Annotated in this window: 13 protein-coding genes, 1 pseudogene and 1 riboswitch; of the genes and pseudogenes, 9 read left to right on the top strand and 5 right to left on the bottom strand. The window is 51.2% G+C overall.

What is annotated here, in order from left to right; genetic code table 11:
- Positions 1 to 10 precede the first annotated feature (10 nt).
- The 3 genes from CFF01_RS00250 (at position 11) to CFF01_RS00240 (ending at position 3,627) form a co-directional block, all read left to right on the top strand.
- Positions 11 to 916 carry a helix-turn-helix transcriptional regulator gene (locus tag CFF01_RS00250; protein ID WP_033538902.1) on the top strand — a complete coding sequence of 302 codons (906 nt, stop codon included), beginning with the start codon at positions 11 to 13 and terminating at the stop codon, positions 914 to 916.
- Between the two features lie 94 nt (positions 917 to 1,010).
- Positions 1,011 to 2,900 (top strand): DUF294 nucleotidyltransferase-like domain-containing protein, encoded by a 1,890-nt coding sequence (locus CFF01_RS00245; RefSeq protein ID WP_088903489.1) that lies wholly within the window; start codon positions 1,011 to 1,013, stop codon positions 2,898 to 2,900.
- 7 nt (positions 2,901 to 2,907) lie between these two features.
- Positions 2,908 to 3,627, top strand: a complete 720-nt coding sequence (locus CFF01_RS00240; protein WP_033538904.1) for a 3'-5' exonuclease — start codon at positions 2,908 to 2,910, stop codon at positions 3,625 to 3,627.
- A gap of 56 nt (positions 3,628 to 3,683) precedes the next feature.
- Here the strand turns inward: CFF01_RS00240 and CFF01_RS00235 are convergent, their stop codons facing one another.
- Positions 3,684 to 5,255, bottom strand: coding sequence for a BCCT family transporter (locus tag CFF01_RS00235; RefSeq protein WP_033538905.1), 1,572 nt, complete (start codon positions 5,253 to 5,255; stop codon positions 3,684 to 3,686).
- A 380-nt stretch (positions 5,256 to 5,635) separates the two neighbouring features.
- On the opposite strand from CFF01_RS00235, the gene folM reads away from it, so the two are divergent.
- Positions 5,636 to 6,343: a dihydromonapterin reductase gene (gene folM / locus CFF01_RS00230; protein WP_088903488.1), complete on the top strand. Its 708-nt coding sequence runs from the start codon at positions 5,636 to 5,638 to the stop codon at positions 6,341 to 6,343.
- Between the two features lie 119 nt (positions 6,344 to 6,462).
- Here folM and moeB read toward each other — a convergent pair whose 3' ends face one another.
- Complete coding sequence (gene moeB / locus CFF01_RS00225; protein ID WP_408640499.1) at positions 6,463 to 7,230, bottom strand: molybdopterin-synthase adenylyltransferase MoeB; 768 nt, start codon at positions 7,228 to 7,230, stop codon at positions 6,463 to 6,465.
- Positions 7,231 to 7,241: 11 nt separating this feature from the next.
- On the bottom strand, positions 7,242 to 8,489 hold the full coding sequence (gene moeA / locus CFF01_RS00220) for a molybdopterin molybdotransferase MoeA (protein ID WP_088903486.1): 1,248 nt from the start codon (positions 8,487 to 8,489) through the stop codon (positions 7,242 to 7,244).
- Positions 8,490 to 8,985: 496 nt separating this feature from the next.
- Between moeA and ftnA the strand changes: the two genes are divergently transcribed.
- Complete coding sequence (gene ftnA, locus CFF01_RS00215; RefSeq protein WP_088903485.1) at positions 8,986 to 9,510, top strand: non-heme ferritin; 525 nt, start codon at positions 8,986 to 8,988, stop codon at positions 9,508 to 9,510.
- 38 nt (positions 9,511 to 9,548) lie between these two features.
- Here the strand turns inward: ftnA and CFF01_RS00210 are convergent, their stop codons facing one another.
- Entirely contained in the window at positions 9,549 to 12,764 is a 3,216-nt protein-coding gene (locus tag CFF01_RS00210) for an EAL domain-containing protein (protein WP_088903484.1), read from the bottom strand.
- A 331-nt stretch (positions 12,765 to 13,095) separates the two neighbouring features.
- A complete protein-coding gene (ribB, locus tag CFF01_RS00205) occupies positions 13,096 to 13,749 on the bottom strand; it encodes a 3,4-dihydroxy-2-butanone-4-phosphate synthase (RefSeq protein WP_033538911.1) in 654 nt (217 codons plus the stop codon).
- A 159-nt stretch (positions 13,750 to 13,908) separates the two neighbouring features.
- A riboswitch (FMN riboswitch) is annotated at positions 13,909 to 14,094 on the bottom strand.
- Between the two features lie 138 nt (positions 14,095 to 14,232).
- Between ribB and CFF01_RS00200 the strand changes: the two genes are divergently transcribed.
- From CFF01_RS00200 to CFF01_RS00185, 4 genes and pseudogenes are all read left to right on the top strand, one after another.
- Positions 14,233 to 16,293 carry a S9 family peptidase gene (locus CFF01_RS00200; RefSeq protein WP_088903483.1) on the top strand — a complete coding sequence of 687 codons (2,061 nt, stop codon included), beginning with the start codon at positions 14,233 to 14,235 and terminating at the stop codon, positions 16,291 to 16,293.
- 19 nt (positions 16,294 to 16,312) lie between these two features.
- Positions 16,313 to 16,582, top strand: a pseudogene (locus tag CFF01_RS00195) (GIY-YIG nuclease family protein); the annotation flags it as partial.
- Positions 16,583 to 16,743: 161 nt separating this feature from the next.
- Positions 16,744 to 17,562, top strand: a complete 819-nt coding sequence (locus CFF01_RS00190; RefSeq protein ID WP_088903482.1) for a phosphatase PAP2 family protein — start codon at positions 16,744 to 16,746, stop codon at positions 17,560 to 17,562.
- Positions 17,563 to 17,637: 75 nt separating this feature from the next.
- Positions 17,638 to 18,459, top strand: coding sequence for a phosphatase PAP2 family protein (locus CFF01_RS00185; RefSeq protein WP_157704908.1), 822 nt, complete (start codon positions 17,638 to 17,640; stop codon positions 18,457 to 18,459).
- Positions 18,460 to 18,518: the final 59 nt, after the last annotated feature.

Genomic DNA, 18,518 nt, shown 5'->3' with positions numbered 1-18,518 from the left:
AGAATTATCCATGACTGAGCCCAGCGAACTCGTCTATATGAGTGCAAAACAGGTGGCCGAATATCTCGATCTGAATGAGAAGAAGGTCTATTCCATGGCCAACGACCGCATTTTGCCCGCGACAAAAGTTACAGGTAAATGGCTATTTCCAAAGATATTGATAGACCGCTGGGTCATGGACTCTTGCCATAGCGGCATGCTGTCGGATCGCATGCACATCACCGGCAGTGACGATCCGCTGCTCTCTATGTTGGTGGCACGCCTCATGTCTAAGATCGGCAAGAGCGATTTAATCAGCTATAGCGCTACCGGCTCGCGCATGGGGCTGGATCTGCTGTCTCGCGGCTATGCCGATGTCTGCACTCTGCATTGGGGTAATGTCGAAGAGCGCAATATACGGCATCCGGCGCTACTCAAGGGCTATCCCAACCACCAGCAATGGGTCATGGTACACGGCTACACTCGCCAGCAAGGTCTGATGATGCGCAGTGACATGCACCACAGGTGTCAGGAAGAAGACAAGGTGATCTCACTTCCTTGGCGCTGGGTGGGCCGTCAGGCGGGCGCCGGCAGTCAGCAGCATCTGGAACATTGGCTTTTGAAACAGGGCGCTAGCATCACTCAGCTCAATCCCCAGATAACCGCTTACAGTGAGCGGGAGCTGGCGGGCTTTATCGCCCGCAACGAAGCCGATATAGGTTTCGGTTGTCAGTCAGTCGCTCTGGAGAGTGGCCTGAGCTTCGTACCTCTGGTGACCGAATCATTCGATTTTGTCATGCCCCAAGGGATCTACTTCCGCCGCCAGTTACAGGCGCTGTTTGACCTGCTGGGTAGCCCTCAAGCACGCCAGTTGGCGGCGCAGCTGGGCGGCTATGATCTCAGTCAGTGTGGCCAGATGTTATGGACGGCGCACTAAAACAAGGGATCTTTTTAGCTCTTTCACCTCACAAAGCTAAGGCGATGGGTTAGTATGTAAAGCATTGTTGGAGTAAACCCGTGCAGGCAAGCTGATGGAAGCAGAGTTAAACGAGATCCAAAACTTCTTAGTCCAGTATCCACCGTTTAACGCCTTGCCCGAAGAGGTGGTCAGCATGGTGAGTCATCATGTGGAGATCGCCTACTACCGCCAAGGCACGCCCATCATTCACTTTGGCGACCAAATCCACGACCTCTACATGGTGCGCAGCGGCGTGGTAGAGGTGTATCGCCGTAAGGGTGAGTTGTATAACCGCCTAGACAGCGGCGACCTATTCGGTCAAATGGGGCTACTCACCAATAACAAGGTGCGCTTTCCGGTTACAGCCATCGAAGACACCTTGGTTTATTGCATCTCTGAGGAGATCTTCCAGCAGCTGTATGAGCAACACGATACCTTTGCCGACTTCGTCGAGGTAGAAGACAATGCCCGCCTGCGACAGGCGGTTTCAAACTCCAACGTTCAGAACGATTTGACTACCTCAAAGGTGAGTACCCTGCTCACCCGTGACGCCCCCTTCATCCATAAAGGCGAAAGCATTCAGCAGGCCGCTATCCTGATGGCACAAGAAAATGTCTCCTCCCTATTAGTCATAGATCCAGACTTGCTGGACGACGAAGAATCAGATAGCTCCCCGCTGATGGGGATCATTACAGACAGAGATCTCTGTACCCGGGTGCTGGCAGAAGGGATAGATCCCTCCTCAGAGCTGGCTAATGTGGTCACCCCGGAGCTGATTACCCTTGACCACAACGCCTATGTTTATGAAGCCATGCTCACCATGCTGCGCTACAACGTGCACCATCTGCCGGTATTCAAGGGACGCGACCCCATTGGCATAATAGAAGCCACAGATATCGTCCGCTACGAGTCGCAAAACTCGCTGCTGCTGGTCAGCAGTATCTTTCAGCAACAAAGCCTGGAAGAGCTGGCAATCCTATCGACTCAAGTGAAAGACAGCTTTGTACGCCTGGTAAACGAAGACGCCAACTCACACATGGTCGGCAGCGCCATGTCTGTGATTGGCCGCAGTTTTAAACAGCGCATACTGGAAATGGCCGAAGAGAAATTGGGGCCACCTCCTATTCCCTACTGCTTTCTGGCACTCGGTTCCATGGGGCGGGACGAACAGCTGATCGTCACAGATCAGGACAACGCCATCATACTGGATGATAGCTTCGATAAAGCAAAACACGATGAGTACTTTAGCCAGCTGGCCACCTTTGTCTGCGACGGATTAGATCTCTGTGGCTACAGCTACTGTACTGGCGACATCATGGCGACTAATCCCATGTGGCGCATGACCCGCAAAGAGTGGGAAGAGTGCTTCGCCGACTGGATAGATGACCCCAACCCTAAGGCGCTGCTTAACGCTTCAATCTTTTTCGATCTCGATGGTGTCTATGGCCGCCTAAAGTGGGCCGAACAACTCAACGGCTTTATCGTGCGCCGGGCGCGTAAGAATAACCGCTTTCTGGCCTGCCTGGCGCGTAATGCGCTGAATCGTACGCCGCCACTGGGCTTCTTTAAAGACTTTGTGATGGAGAAAGATGGCCGCCATAACAACTCCATCAATCTCAAACGCCGCGGCACGGCGCCACTGGCGGATCTGATAAGGGTGCACGCCTTGGCGGTAGGCTCGCGATCGCGCAACTCTTTCGAGCGTTTGGACGACATTATCGATGCCAGCATATTACCCAAGGGCCGTGCCCAGGATCTGCGTGATGCCATGGAATTTATTTCCATGGTGCGTATTCGCCACCAAGCTTTTGATGTCGAGCAAGGCATAGATCCGGATAACAATATAGAACCTGAGCATCTGTCCGATTTTGAGCGCCGCAACCTCAAAGATGCGTTCCAGATCTTGAGTAACGCCCAGAATTTTCTCAAGTTCCGCTACAACGCTAGCAACCAATTTAAGTGAGTCCAGCATGCTGAAGAAGCTATTGTCGCCCCCAAGCATCGACTGGCTGGGCAAGTTTGAACAGAAGCTTAAGACCACTCAGCACAGTGGGCTGCTGCAGTACTATAGTACGCCATTGCCCGACCCTCATACGCCGCTGTCTGAGATCGAGTTTCTTGCCATGGATTTTGAAACCACAGGCCTTAACCCCGACAAAGACGATATTGTCAGCATAGGCACAGTGCCTTTCACCTTAAGACGGATTTTTCTCAATCGCGCCCAACACTGGACCGTAAGACCTAGGGACAACCTGGCCGATGAGTCGGTGATCATCCATGGTATCACCCACAGCGACATTCTCGATGCACCGGATCTCTCCGCCATCTTCGAGCAGGTACTGCAGCAGATGGCGGGTAAGATAATGGTCGTGCATTGCCAAGCGATCGAACGGCAGTTTTTCGAACGTGCCCTGCAGCGGCGAATTCACCAAGGAATAGAGTTTCCGGTAATAGATACCATGGCGCTGGAATCTCGCATTCAGCAGCTAAACCATGGCGGTCTGTGGCGACGACTCAAGGGTGAGAAACCCGGTTCGGTAAGGCTCGGACTGAGCAGATTGCGTTATGGCTTACCCAGCTATCCTCCCCACCATGCCCTCACCGATGCCATCGCCAGCGCCGAACTATTACAGGCACAGATCGCCCATCATTTCGATCCCAACCGTCCCATCAAAGACTTTTGGTGCTAGTTCTGGCAATAAAAAAGGAGGCTCAATGGCCTCCTTTTTATAACGCTGAGTCGTGACTAGAAGCGTTCGGTTCGCATACCCTTGAGCAGGCTGACACACATCAAGAGCAATATCACGGTAAAGGGCAGCGCAGTCGAGATAGCGCCGGCCTGAAGCGCCTGAATCGCCTCAGTGCCGCCAATCCATAGCAAGGCAATCGCAATCGCACCCTCTAGTAAGGCCCAAAAAACACGTTGCGGCACGGGTGCATCTATCTTACCACCCGCGGTAATGCTGTCGATCACCAAAGAACCCGAGTCCGATGAGGTGATAAAAAACACCAATACCAAGACCACGGCGACAATGGATAACAGTGTGCCGAACGGCAGCACATCAAACATCTGGAACATAGCCAAAGGCACATCGGTTAAGCCCTTGGTACCGAGCTCACCCACCTTGTTGACCACCTGATCGATCGCCATACCACCAAATACCGACATCCAAATCAGGGTGACAAAAGTCGGCACCAGCAGGACTGCGGTAATGAACTCACGTACGGTGCGCCCTTTAGATACTCGGGCAATAAACATACCCACGAAAGGAGACCAAGAGATCCACCAAGCCCAGTAGAAGACAGTCCAGCCTTGGAACCACGCCTCATCTGTACGCCCATGAGGATTACTCAGGGGAATGATATTTTCTACATAAGCCATCAGCGTCGTCGGAATCGTCCCCAAGGTTACTGCGTAACCTATCATGGCAACCATGATAAGCAGCACAAAGGCGACAATCATGTTGACATTACTGATCACCTTAACGCCACCATCTATGCCTCTGACCACAGAGACCACAGCCAGTAGGGTAACAGCCACAATCACAATGATCTGCAATCCGATACCGGCATCCAAACCGAACACATGATGGATACCACTAGCGGCCTGCTGTGCCCCCAAGCCTAATGAGGTCGCCAAACCAAACAAGGTAGCCAGCACAGCCAAGATATCGACAATATGTCCCGCCCAGCCCCAGGCTCTATCCCCAAGTAATGGGTAAAAGATGGAGCGAATAGAGAGCGGCATCCCCTTGTTATAGGCGAAAAAGGCCAATGACAGCGCGACGACACCATAGATGGCCCAAGGGTGTAGACCCCAGTGGAACATAGTGGCACCCAGAGCCATTTTTGCCGCCTCTGGTGTGTAGGCCTCAACCCCTAAGGGCGTTTCATACCAGCCGGTAAAGTAGGCTACTGGTTCGGCCACACTCCAGAACATCAGGCCGATTCCCATCCCTGCTGCAAACAGCATAGATAGCCAAGAGAGGAAGGAGTAGTCTGCCGTCGCCTCGTTTCCGCCTAATCGGATCTTACCGTAAGGAGAAACAATTAAGCCTAAGCAAAACAGTACAAAAACATTGCCCGACCAGATAAATAACCAGTCGAAGGAACCAATAATTTTCCACTTGATACCGTCCAGCACAGACTTGGCTGTCTCGGCATCAGTTATCAGGGTGGCCAGCAAAAAAGCGGCAATGAGACCTGCGCTGACCCCAAACACGGGGTTATGCACATCAAAACCCCACTTCTGCACATTATCCTGGCCGATCGTATAGTCGGTACTTTCTATGCTGTATTTATCAATACCTTTCGTCATCGATTCTCTCCGTTAAAACCTCAAAGAATCACCACCAGGCAATCATTTAGATTTGACTAAAATGATTTGAACTCATAGCAATATGGTAGGAATAATCGCATCTATTGTAACGCCATAGACGCTTACGTCCAATAGATCCCTCTTTTTTAGCCAATTAATGACACAAAAAGGTCCTCAAACGTCTATTAACGTCACAGTCATTACCATGACCCATTGTTTGAACACTAACAATAAGCTGGCTTTTGCAATAGATAAACATGCAGTAAAGAGACAAGCCAGCAGCACACTGACACTCTCTTCTATCGACAAATCACTTGAAAGCCCGATTGCGCCACCGCTACTATCAAGGTCTCTCACTTACGTCGATTAAAAGGACAAGGATGCAAAACACCATACTCATCACAGGCGTTGGCAAACGCATAGGTCTCTACCTGGCGCAGGCATTTATTGCTCGGGGAGACAAGGTGATTGGCACCTATCGTCGCCACTATCCCAGCATAGAGACTTTACGAACCCAGGGCGCCGATCTCTACCCTTGCGACTTTACTGACCAAATCCAAATTGATGAGCTGATAGCGACATTGCTGCAGCATTATCAAAGTGTAGATGCTGTGATCCATAATGCCTCACTCTGGCTAAGCGACGATGATCCTTTAGGTGCCGATAAAATTATTGAACAGATGATGCAGGTACATGTGTATGCCCCTTACCAACTCAATCAGGCATTAGCGCCGCTGTTGCAGCGACAAGATAAACTGACCGATATCATCCATCTGACCGACTATGTGGCACAAAAGGGCAGCAAGAAACATATCGCCTATGCAGCCAGTAAGGCGGCGCTGGAAAACATGACCCTTTCCTTCGCCGCTAAGCTGGCACCCAAGGTAAAGGTAAACGCTATTGCACCGGCACTGATCTGTTTCAACGAGCAAGATGACGCCGACTATCGTGAAAAAGCGTTGGCCAAGTCGGTATTGGCCCGAGAGGGCGGTGAATTAGAGGTGTTACAGGCGATCGACTACCTGATGCAGAGTCAATATATTACCGGGCGCAGCTTGGCGCTGGATGGCGGCAGGCACCTCAAATAGCCGCTTTAAATTACCCACTGAAACAGCAGGGCAAACTCAGGTACCGATCAATCATTGAGGCACAAAAAAGCGAGGCTCATGCCTCGCTCTCTTTTATCACACCAAGCGTAAATCGACACTCACTCCCGACATACAGGGCAAGCAATCTGCTTAGGAAGCTTCATTTCACGAAACTCCATGGTCATGGCATCTATCATCAAAATACGACCACTGAGGGTTTTCCCCATCTTGGTCAATACCTTGATCGCCTCGACCGCCTGCAGACAGCCTATCATACCGACCACAGGTGCCAGGATACCTGACTCGACACAGGTCAGCTGTTGATCGCCAAATAACTTGCTGTAGCAATGATAACAGGGGCTCTGCTCACCATAATCAAACACGGTTACCGTACCTTCCATACGAATAGCAGCGGCAGATACCAGGGGGATCTTGTGCTTAAAACAGGCCAGATTCAATTGCTCGCGCACCACGATATTGTCGGTGCAATCCATCACCAGATGATGCTCGGCTACCAGCGCCAGAATCTGCTCATCATCGAGTACGGCGTTGATAGTCTCAACCTTTAAATGAGGATTGAGCTGTAGCAGGGACGCTTTTGCCGATGCTACCTTAGGCTGACCTATGTTGGCGTCATGGTGCAATACCTGACGCTGCAGATTGGACAGCTCCACGGTATCGAAGTCCACCAGGGTCATCTGACCCACCCCGGCAACCGCCAGATATTGTGTCGAAGCGCAGCCTAAACCACCGGCACCTATCACCAGCACCTTGGCTTGCTTAAGCCGCTCCTGCCCCTCGAAATCCATCGCCTTGATCGAGATATGACGGCTATAGCGTAATATCTCGTCGTCGGAGAGGATTTCCTCTTGTGTGTTAGGCTCCATTGCCATTCTCCCTACAGTGCCAGCACTGTGTTGAAGGGCTCAACCGTGACTAGGCTGCCCTCAGGGGTATCACCCTGTTCCTGGGCCAAAATAATGAAACAATTCGCCAGACTCATAGAGGTGAGCATGCCAGAGCCTTGGCCGCCGGTAACACTTACCTCGACTTCGCCCTGGGCGTTTTGACTGAGCACACCGCGCTGGTATTCGACACGCCCTGGGAACTTACGCAGATTGCCCTTAAGTTTGGCCTGCAACTGCAACGGCTTCACCTGAGGCAAACCCTGCATCTTGTTCAGCAAAGGCCACACCAGCTTATAGAAGGTCACCATAGAGGAAACTGGATTACCCGGCAGACCACAGAATACCGCTTGGCCGAGACGGCCAAAGGCAAAAGGTTTACCTGGCTTGATGGCTAGCTTCCAAAAGGTGATCTCTCCCTCTTCGTCAAGGATCTGCTTAGTGTAATCGGCATCCCCGACGGAAACGCCACCCGAGGTCAGCACCATATCGGCATTGGCTGCGGCGTGACGAAAAGCCCCACGGATCGCCTCGGGATCATCTTCAATCACCCCAAGATCCATCCACTCCACATTGGCGCGGCTCAGTAACCCCTGAATGCTGTAACGGTTTGAGTCATAGATCTGACCCGGTGCCAACTCGCTGCCCACTGGACGCAGCTCATCACCGGTCGAAAAGAAGGCAACTTTCACCTGACGAGTCACCCGAACTTGATTTGCCCCTATGGTCGCTAGCACCCCCATCTCGGCAGCGCCTATCTGAGTTCCAGCGCAAAGCACTTTAGCATGCTTCTTCACTTCTTCACCGCGAAGGCGCACATTGGCACCTAACGCCTTGGGCGCCTCGATAACGATGTCGTCACCATCAACCTCTACCTTCTCCTGCATCTGCACTGTGTCATAACCCGATGGCACAGGTGCACCCGTCATGATACGTACACAGGTATTAGCCCTGACTTCACCCTCAAAAGGATGCCCGGCAAAGGACTGACCTATCAAGGTGAAACGATTTCCCTGAGCCAGATCCTCGAAGCGGAAGGCATATCCGTCCATTGCCGAGTTATCGAAGGGTGGCAGATCTATGCTAGACGCTAAATCTTCTGCCAACACACGTCCCAAGGCGTGGGGCAGCTGCACCATTTCCGACTCTTCCAGCGGACGAACTTGTTCCAATAGCTTGATGATGGCTTCATCGGGATGCATTAGGCTGGGTTTTGCACAGGGATCGGCTTGCATAGACATAATGTACCTTAGCGTTAACTGTAGGATATGAGTAAAAGCGAATATTGCCGCTCATTATGCCACGCTCAGATCAGAAGACTATGATCTCAACGGCAGTTTTTGGCGGCAGCCAGCCCCTATTTAACCAAAAACAGCCACCAACTCCTACTGCCTCTATACGACTTATCCCTAAAGGCATAGATCAGCACTAACCTATGCCGAAGTATTTGCCTTTAACCTTAACTTGTTGAGGAACATCTTTTATCCCATTCGGGAGTTATCTGGCTATACGGGGGTTATGATCTTGATTTGCTCGACCCTAAAACCTAAAGACAAAATACTCATCCTTCCAATGAAATGGTCAATGCAACAACACAACCGCGCGATATAGCACCGGGCCTCGAACGATAATTATTTGTATTTAAAAACATTAAGTTAAGTAAATATGGTTGCAATTCATCGGCGGCTTAAACACAATAGCCGGGCATAAAAAGATGACCACAACGAGGATGTAACTATGCTGGCACAAACCATGATAGATCAGTTGAACGCGCAAATTAATGTGGAGTTCTTCTCCTCTAACCTCTACCTGCAGATGAGCGCCTGGTGCGAAGACAAGGGCTTTGAGGGTGCCGCAAAATTTATGCGAGCGCACGCCGATGAGGAGATGCAGCACATGCATCGCCTGTTTACCTATGTAAGCGAAACTGGCGGCATGCCACTACTGGGCGCGATTGAGGCTCCTGAGTCACAGTTCGACTCACTGCTGGCACTATTTGAATACACCTATGAGCACGAGCAGATGATCACCAGCAAGATCAACGCCCTGGCTCACACCGCCTTTACCAATCAGGACTACTCGACCTTTAACTTCCTGCAATGGTATGTATCTGAGCAGCATGAAGAGGAGAAGCTGTTTAAATCTATCGTCGATAAGATCCGTCTGGTTGGCGAAGATGGTAAGGCGCTCTTCTTGGTCGATAAAGATCTGGCGCAGATGGCGCAGCAAGAGTCTGGCAGTGTGATGACAGCAGGCGAATAAGCCGTCAGCGGGGTCAACTGGCCCCGCGTTCTGCCGTTTTAGGACTGAAGCACAGGGCTGGTTTTTACCATACCGCGTAATATGGGTTCTATCTCCTCCAGCGGCATTGCCTTTGAAATCAAATAACCCTGAACGAAATCACAACCCAACCCCTGCAGAAAACTACGTTGAGATTCTGTCTCTACTCCTTCCGCCACCAGGCGCATATCCAAGCTCTGCCCCATGTTGATGATCGCCTTGATCAGGTTGGCATCTGCCCTATCTTCCATCATGTTGTAGACGAAACTCTTATCTATCTTAATCACAGAGATGGGGAACTGCTTGAGGTAGCTGAGGGAAGAGTAGCCCGTACCAAAATCGTCCAGATAGATCTCGACCCCAAGATGACGAATGGCCGTTAAAGCTTTAAGGGACAGTTCGGTATCGGCCATCAGGATAGATTCGGTGATCTCTATATGTACATATTGAGGGGCCACATCATACTTCTGCAGCAAGCCGTTGAGCATACAGGCAAAATGATTTGGGTCGCCATGGTTGAGCTGACGACTAGAAACGTTGATGGCCATGTCGATCATCAGTCCCTGGCTATGCCAATGACTCAGATCCCGCAGCGCCTGCTGGATAACCCACTCGCCTATGGGTTCGATTAACCCTGTTTCTTCGGCAATGGGGATAAATTCATCGGGCGACACGAGTCCCTTCTTGGGGTGATGCCAACGCAGCAGCGCCTCAACGGCTACGCCCTCACCACTACTGGTCTCGACAATCGGCTGATAATGCAAGCAAAACTCATGTTGTAGGACGGCGCTGCGTAACGACTGTTCCAGCGTAATACGTGCTAACATATTGCTGTTCATGTCGGCAGAGAAATAGCCGAAACAGTTACGGCCATCCTGTTTAGCCTGATACATGGCGGTCTCGGCGTTGCGCGTTAACACCTCCACACTGCTGCCATTACCGGGATAACAGCTGATGCCGACACTGGCGGAGATCAACAGTTCGTTGCGATTGATACCGAAGGGCGATGACAGATGCTTCAAGATCTGCTTTGCACGCTGCTCTATCTCCCCTTGATGTTGAGTATGCCCCATCACCACCACAAATTCGTCACCACTGAGACGCGCCACGAAGTCGTGTTGCTCAAGCAATGACTCCAGCCTGGCGGCGGCAACCTGCAGAAGCTCATCACCCACCGCATGGCCATAGATATCGTTAATGTATTTGAACCTGTCCAGATCGATAAATAGCACGGCCACGGCGCAGCAACGCTGCTCGGCGAGTTGTAACATCTGCGATAACTTGGCGTTATAGAGCTGACGATTGGGCAAGTTGGTCAGGGCATCATAGTTAGACTTGTACCAGATATCCTGTTCATATTTCTTGCGATTACTGATATCCAGGAATAGACCTATGTGTTGCACCACACGCCCCTTTTCATCCTTTACTACCGTAATGGCGAGGTATTCGGGATAGATCTGGCCATTCTTTCGCTTGTTCCAGATCTCCCCCTGCCACTTACCATACTGCTTAAGTGACTGCCACATCTGCTCGTAAAAGTGGCGGGGCTGCTGATGAGAATTGAGAATCGCCGGACTACGCCCCTTGACTTCCTCCAGGCTATATCCCGTGATCTGAGTAAAGGCGGGGTTAACCGCCTCGATAAGATTATCCCTGTCAGTAACGACAATTCCTTCGGTGCAATACTCAAACACTGCAGAGGCCAAAGAGAGTTCGCGATTGGCCTTCTGACGCTCGCTCAACATAGCGTTTAACGCCATCGACATCTTGGCCACCTCATCATTGCCATCCACGGGCACAGAGAGTTGCAGTTGGGTATCCTGCGCCATACGCTGCATCAAAGAGGCGACCGTACCGATACGGGTCACCAGATTATTGACAATAAGTCGCCCCAAGATCACCAAAAACAGAAAATTACACAGGGCCGCCACTATGCCTAACAGCAAGAGTGACTGAGCCTCACGCCCCTGACGCTCAGCGACTCGGGCGATATTGCTACTCAAAGTTAAACTGGCTTGATTCATCAGCCCCAAGGCATCGCTGGATAATGCCCACCAAGATTCACTACTAACGATAGGTGCTTGCTGTTGCAGCTGCGCCAACGCAGCTAACATAGCTTGATCTTCTGTGCCGGAGCGGCGCAGTTCAGGCAGTGGACCTGCATTCCCCGCCCGCTTGTGTGCCCGCTCGGCATCGACCGACTGACGATACTGCTCCACCGTACTGGCAATGGTTTGCAGTGCCTGACGCTGATGCAAGGTGAGGTAAGGCAAGGTTTGAGCCTGTTGCAATAGCGCCTGAATCGCTAGGCTATCTTCGGCAAACAGCAGCAGGTGAGCCTCTTCACCCGAGAGCAAGAAATCCTGATAGTGATCGATCAATCCACCAAAGCCGAGTCGATTCCTAAGTTGGTTCGCCATAGAGATCAGACTTACCTGTCCTCTCACTCGCTCCTTAATCTCATTCAGCTCCTGAAGCGCTTCGTTATCTAAGGTCTCCTCGACTAAGGCGCGGTCGGCGGCAGAGGTTGTCGACAACATCTCATGAAAGGCATCAAGCAGATCATTTTTCATCGCGTACTGAGAGAGATAGGCTTGAGAGTCCAGGCTGTCGGCAGACAAGAGGCGATTCATCAGATCACGATCTTTTCCCACCAGCTCCTGCAACTTCAGCATATGGATCAGATCGTTATAGGCTTTAGCCAGTTGAATATTTTGCACCTGAGATTGAATCTGAGAGATGAGCACCAAGAGGTGTTGGGTAAACTCGCTGTAATAGTTAAAGCTTACGCCCTCATCGCCCCTGTCGATATCCTGGCGAATCGTCTTTAGCCGGTCGGCTAAGGCATGAATGGTTGCGACACTCTGCTGCAAATTAACGCTGGGCCGGTCAACATCATTGAGGGAGCGATTTAAGGCGGCAATGTCGGGCGCATCTAACAGCTCATGCAACAGCTTGTCTGTTTGGCTTCGCTGAGCTAAAAGACGCTGCTGAAACTGAGCCCCCTGACTGGCGACTATGCCCGCAGACAAGCCACGTTCATTTTGCAGAGCAAAGATCAATTTCTGGCTCTGCTCGGTGATCACTACACCAAGGGCGTTACGCTGTGCCGTCTGCTGGCGTTCAACAAGATCGAACATACGCAAGCTGCCGAAAATCAACAGCAGCAACATAGGGATAGTCGCCAGCAAAATTAACTTCTGGCTAAGACTATACCGATTCAGCATAGATGACATCTAAAGCGCTCCTTGCTCGATAACCACAAAAGCAGACGCTACGAAAAATAGGGTCTGAGAGTAGTAACATAGCCGAACGTTGGCGTCATACCTATTTCACCAAAGTCTAATCTAGGTCACGAAAATAGAAGCGCAGGGATACAGTGTTTACTAAGTTGTTATTTTTAATTGGCATTTAGGGAAGCGAATAAGAGTACGGCTACAGATACCAACAAACAAGAGACATGCTTATCCCTGATTGTCGATGAATTGAACAGGGGTTTTAGCTTATATTGATAAACAAAGAGCCAAATATTGGCTCTTTGTTTATTTTTAATTAACTCGCTTTTAATTAACTCACTTTCTCAAGCAAAGACTTACGATAGCAGACGATATCTTCTATGGTCAGTACCGGCATCTGATGCTGCTGGCCGAAGGCGATGATCTCAGGCAGTCGCGCCATAGTGCCGTCGACATTGGTGACCTCACAAAGCACACCAGCAGGCTTAAGACCGGCCAGCTTCATCAGATCTATGGTGCCCTCTGTATGCCCGCGGCGGGTCAATACACCACCCGGCTGCGCCCTTAGTGGGTAAACATGACCAGGACGTGCAAGGTCGCTTGGCTTGGCGTCATCGGCTATCGCGGCCTTGATGGTAGTAACGCGATCGGCGGCAGAAACCCCGGTCGTCACCCCAACCTTTGCCTCGATGCTCACAGTAAAGGCGGTGCCATACTGACTGGAGTTGTCTTGAACCATAGGTGGCAGGTCCAGCTGTTTTACCCGTTCGTCGGTCAGACAGAGACAAACAATGCCGCTGCATTCACGGATAAGCAGGGCCATCTGCTGATTAGTAAGATGCTCGGCGCTATAGATAAGGTCGCCTTCATTTTCGCGATCTTCATCATCGACCACCAATACACCTTGGCCGGCACGCAGCGCCGTTAAGGCAGCTTCGACACGGGTAATGGCATCACCAAAAGGAGAAAGTAGAGACTGATTCATGGTTAAATCCTTAGTAAGACTAATAAAATGGTTTTTTCCAGAATCAGGGCATGCAGAAAATGGCTTCGCCAGGATGAGACTCCCAGACTCGCCGAATAAGAGGTGTACAGACGCAAGCATCATCCAGGCATTCGCCAGGCTGCTCACGGTCACGCTATCTTATATTCTCTTTCATCCGGACTTAGTGCACCTAGGTGCTCATTACCGTCGGCTCTGGAATAGGTGGCTAGTCGCGCACGTCACCAGATCTGCTGACCCTATCCCACTGGGATAGGCGCTCGCGGGCTTACATCTTATAAGATGATCACCGCCGGTGGGGAGTCTCACCCCGCCCTGAGAACTTACTTTCCATCGCAGGAAAGCGCCGCTATGGTGCGCCTAAATCCACCAAAGTACAAGTCCAAGGGGTGACAAGTGTAAGGCAGATCACCTAAGCTCATGCTTCAAGTTCAGCTCTCTTTTTGCTAATACAAGGTCAGCCCAATGCCAGGGATAAATCCCCCCATCGCTCACAAACACCCCCATCGACTCAAGCATCATGGCAATGAGCGTATTGATAACTACTTTTGGCTCAGAGACGATACTCGCCAGTCTCCCCAGGTATTGGCACATCTTGAGGCGGAAAACCGCTACCATGAAGCCTGTTTTGCTCCCTTTAAGCCTTTGCAGCAACAGCTGTTTGACGAGTTGATCAACCGTCTGGACAGAGATGAGTCGAGCGTACCCTATCGCTGGCACAGCCATTGGTATTACAAGCGTTATCAAGGCGAGGGGGAATACCCGCTATTTGCCCGAAAACCTGTACAGGAGGGCGATGAACTGCTGCTACTGGATGCCAATCTTAGAGCGGAAGGCCAGGAATTTTATAGCCTGGGAGCTCTTAGTGTCAGCCCCAACGAGTCCTTGCTCGCCATCAGTGAAGATACCCTGAGTCGGCGCATCTACGCCATCAGCATTAAACGCCTGGACACCGATGCATGGCTCAATGACACGCTAACTGATACCGATGGCGAAATAGTGTGGGCTAACGATAATCGGCATCTGTTTTATATCGCCAAAGATCCGCAAACCCTATTAGGTAATCGTGTCTATTGCCACCGTTTGGGTGAGCCACAATCGAGCGACCGTCTGGTCTATGAGGAAAGCGACGACAGCTTCTATTTGTCGATTTCAAAAAGCCTGGATGAGTCGCATATCTTACTGACTCACGAAAGCACAACCACCAGCCAGGTCTCGGTGCTCAATGCCGATCTGAGTGATGGGCAATTTGAGCCTCTACTGGCGCGTGAGACAGGGCACGAATACTCGGTGGCCAAGCGCGGCGATGAGTATTACATACTCACCAACTGGCAGGCGGTCAACTTCCGTCTGATGAAAGCCAAGGAAAGTGAGATCGGCGATAAAAACCGTTGGCAGGAGGTGATCGCGGCCGATGACGCTCGCCGCCTGGAAGATCTTTTAGTACTGAGAGACTATCTGGTGGTGCAGTATCGCCATCAGGGACTGAGTCAAATACGCATCTTGCCCCTCAACGGCCAACCTGAGTATGAGCTTGCCTTCGACGACGCCGCCTATGTGGTAGGGCTAGACGTCAACCCCAGCCAGGATAGCCATTATCTGCGGATCTACTACGCCAGCCTCTCGACACCCGAGTCCATCTACCAACTGGATCTTACCCAGACAACGGCCAGACAATTGTTGAAGCAGGAGAAGGTTCTCGGTGGTTTCGACAGCCAAGACTATCAGACAGAACGACTCTTCATCGATGCCAGAGACGGCGCCAAGGTGCCAGTGACCTTAGTGTATCGCAAAGACACCTTCCGTCAGGATGGCAGCAACCCCTTGTATCAATATGGTTATGGCGCCTACGGTTACACTATAGAACCAGATTTCGACAGCGCCATTGTCAGTCTGCTGGATCGAGGCGTCGTCTATGCTATCGCCCATGTGCGTGGCGGTGAGATGCTGGGACGCCCCTGGTATGAGGCAGGCAAACTCATGCACAAACAGAACAGTTTCAACGACTTTATCGATGTCACCCAAGCCTTAGTTGAACAGGGCTATTGCGCCAAAGATAAGGTGGTCGCCAGCGGTGGCAGCGCCGGTGGACTGCTAATGGGAGCCGTGATCAACCAGGCTCCACAGCACTATTTTGCTGTCGGGGCCCATGTACCCTTTGTCGATGTCGTCACCACCATGTTAGATGAATCGCTGCCACTAACCACCAATGAATATGATGAGTGGGGGAATCCTAACGAGGCCGAGGCCTACCACACTATGCTGAGCTATTCGCCTTACGATAACGTCAGTCGGCAGGCCTACCCTCACCTGCTGGTGACCACAGGGTTACATGACTCTCAAGTGCAATATTTCGAGCCCGCCAAATGGGTCGCGAAGCTTAGAGAATATAAGACTGACGATCATCTACTATTGTTTCATATCAATATGGAGGCGGGTCATGGCGGCAAAAGCGGCCGCTACCGTCACTATGAAGACACGGCCGAAGAGTATGCCTTTTTCCTCGGCCTGCTGGGGCTGGCGTAATATGACCCAGACAGCTGCTGCGCTATGGAGTCTTTATATGATCCGCTGCGCCAAGGGACAACTCTATACCGGCATCACCACAGATATAGACCGCCGTTTCAAGGAGCATAGCGACAACGGCCCCAAGACCGCCAAGTTTCTGCGGGGCAAGGGGCCCCTGGCCTTAGTCTACCGTGAACAGGTGGGTAGCCACTCGGCGGCACTAAAGCGTGAAATAGCCGTGAAAAGGCTCACAAAAACACAAAAACTCGCGCTCATACAATTTGATGCAAATACCGAAAAGCCATGACATCTATGTGGATAAAAAACTAAAAATCATAGATTAAGGGTGAAACAAACCAAATAGCCAAACCCAAAGAGATATTAATCAAAGATTTAACACAAGCTAAACACCTTTACTTCCCCATAACAAACCTCTATCTTAGGCGGGCGCGTTTATGTGGAAAAACAATGAAATTACTAAAACAAGCAAAGGCGATGGGAATGCCTGCGCAAGACAGTTACCAGGGACGCGGCTTTATTGGATTACTATTGATTCTGCTCTGTCTGCACCTCGTGCTGTTAGACACCACGATCAATCTATCCCTGTTTAGATTCTTTAACGGCATCGCGGCTTTTGCGCCCTTAGACCTGCTCCTGCTCATCACTGATCTTGGTAATGGCGTCACCTTAGGGGTGATCACTCTCTGCTGTCTGGTCAAGCGCCCCGAGCTACTAGTCAGGGTCATTATCGCAAGCGTGCTGTCGCTAATTTTGGTACCTCTGCTAAAACATTCCTTTGACGCTCCTCGCCCAGCCGCATTGCTGGAAACCCTGAATATTGTCGGCGAAATCCGCCTCACGCACAGTTTTCCATCTGGCCACACCGCCACCGCCTTTCTATTTGCCGGTACCCTGTTTTTTGCTTACAAGCAGACACAAATCAAGCTATTGGCAATCAGTTTCGCCGCCCTGATAGGTCTATCTCGCATTGTTGTGGGGGCTCACTGGCCAGAAGATGTGGTCATGGGCGCCTTCGTCGGTCTCTTTTGTGCCTACGCCGCGGCGCATTGCCCCGAAATCAGCTTATCTCAGCGCCATAAGGCCCTCATTCTGAGCTTTCTCTGGTGTGTGTTAGTCGTAAGTGAGTTAGACAAGAGTTTCGATAAAGAGGTCACTTGGTCAATCCTGACATTAAGATGGGGACTACTGAGCACGGCCGCAATCTTGATCTGGCGAGAGTATGGCACCGCGCAGCGAGTTAAACGCTGGCTAGCCACACAGAGCTAACGCTTAAGGTAACATTCACGCTTTCTTCACACTTTGCAGCCTACACTAGGCGCTTATTAGATGAAGAGATATGTGATGTTTCAACCAAATCAGACACTGACCAGCAGGGACAGTCCGCAGGCATTGACCACTGACCGCAACCACTATGGCATGCTGCTGTTCCTCTTCGGCATCCTGATGCTGCTCTGTTTGAATAAGGAGCTCAACCAAGGGCTCTTTGCCGCCATCAATGGCCTGTCACCACATCTTCCTCAATGGCTGCAACTTGGGATTACCGATTTAGGCCACGGCAGCACCTTAGGCACCATAGTGCTCATCTGTCTGCTGCGCCGCCCAGAGTTAATGCCCAGAGTATTAGTCGCTAGCCTGCTATCGATGATCTTAGTGCCACTGTTAAAACAATATTTTGATGCCCCCAGACCCGCTGCGACCCTCGACTTTCTCTATATCGTTGGCGAAACGCGCCTGAACTACAGTTTTCCCTCGGGCCACAGTACCAGCGCCTTTCTATTTGCAGGCACCCTTCTCATGGTTGCGCAGCAAAATAAAATTAAGCTGGCACTCCTGTTCGGAGCTAGCCTGATCGCCCTATCGCGCATCCTAGTCGGTGCTCACTGGCCAATCGACACACTGGCTGGCGCCTTGTTGGGACTTAGCTGCGCTTATCTGGCTTCGTTCGTTCCTCTACTGCGCGTCAGCGACAGGCACTGGCGAATCATCTTAGGCATACTACTTATCACCCTGATGGTGTGCCAGTTTAAAGAGACTTCATCGCATATGGCGTGGCAGATCATTGGACTGCGCTGGGGATTGCTGATGCTAGCAACGGCACTGCTGATCAGACAGCAACTGAGATCTCAGCAGCCATTGACACTAGGTAAATGGGTGAAAGCCTGACCCACTTGCCTAATAGTAAAGGGGTGGGCAGCGGCTAACCAAGGACTCAAATTCAGGCC

The sequence above is a fragment of the Shewanella marisflavi genome, assembly GCF_002215585.1.
Lineage (GTDB): Bacteria > Pseudomonadota > Gammaproteobacteria > Enterobacterales > Shewanellaceae > Shewanella > Shewanella marisflavi.
The sequence above is the reverse complement of the archived record's forward strand: the minus strand, read 5'-3'. Positions and strand labels throughout refer to the sequence as shown.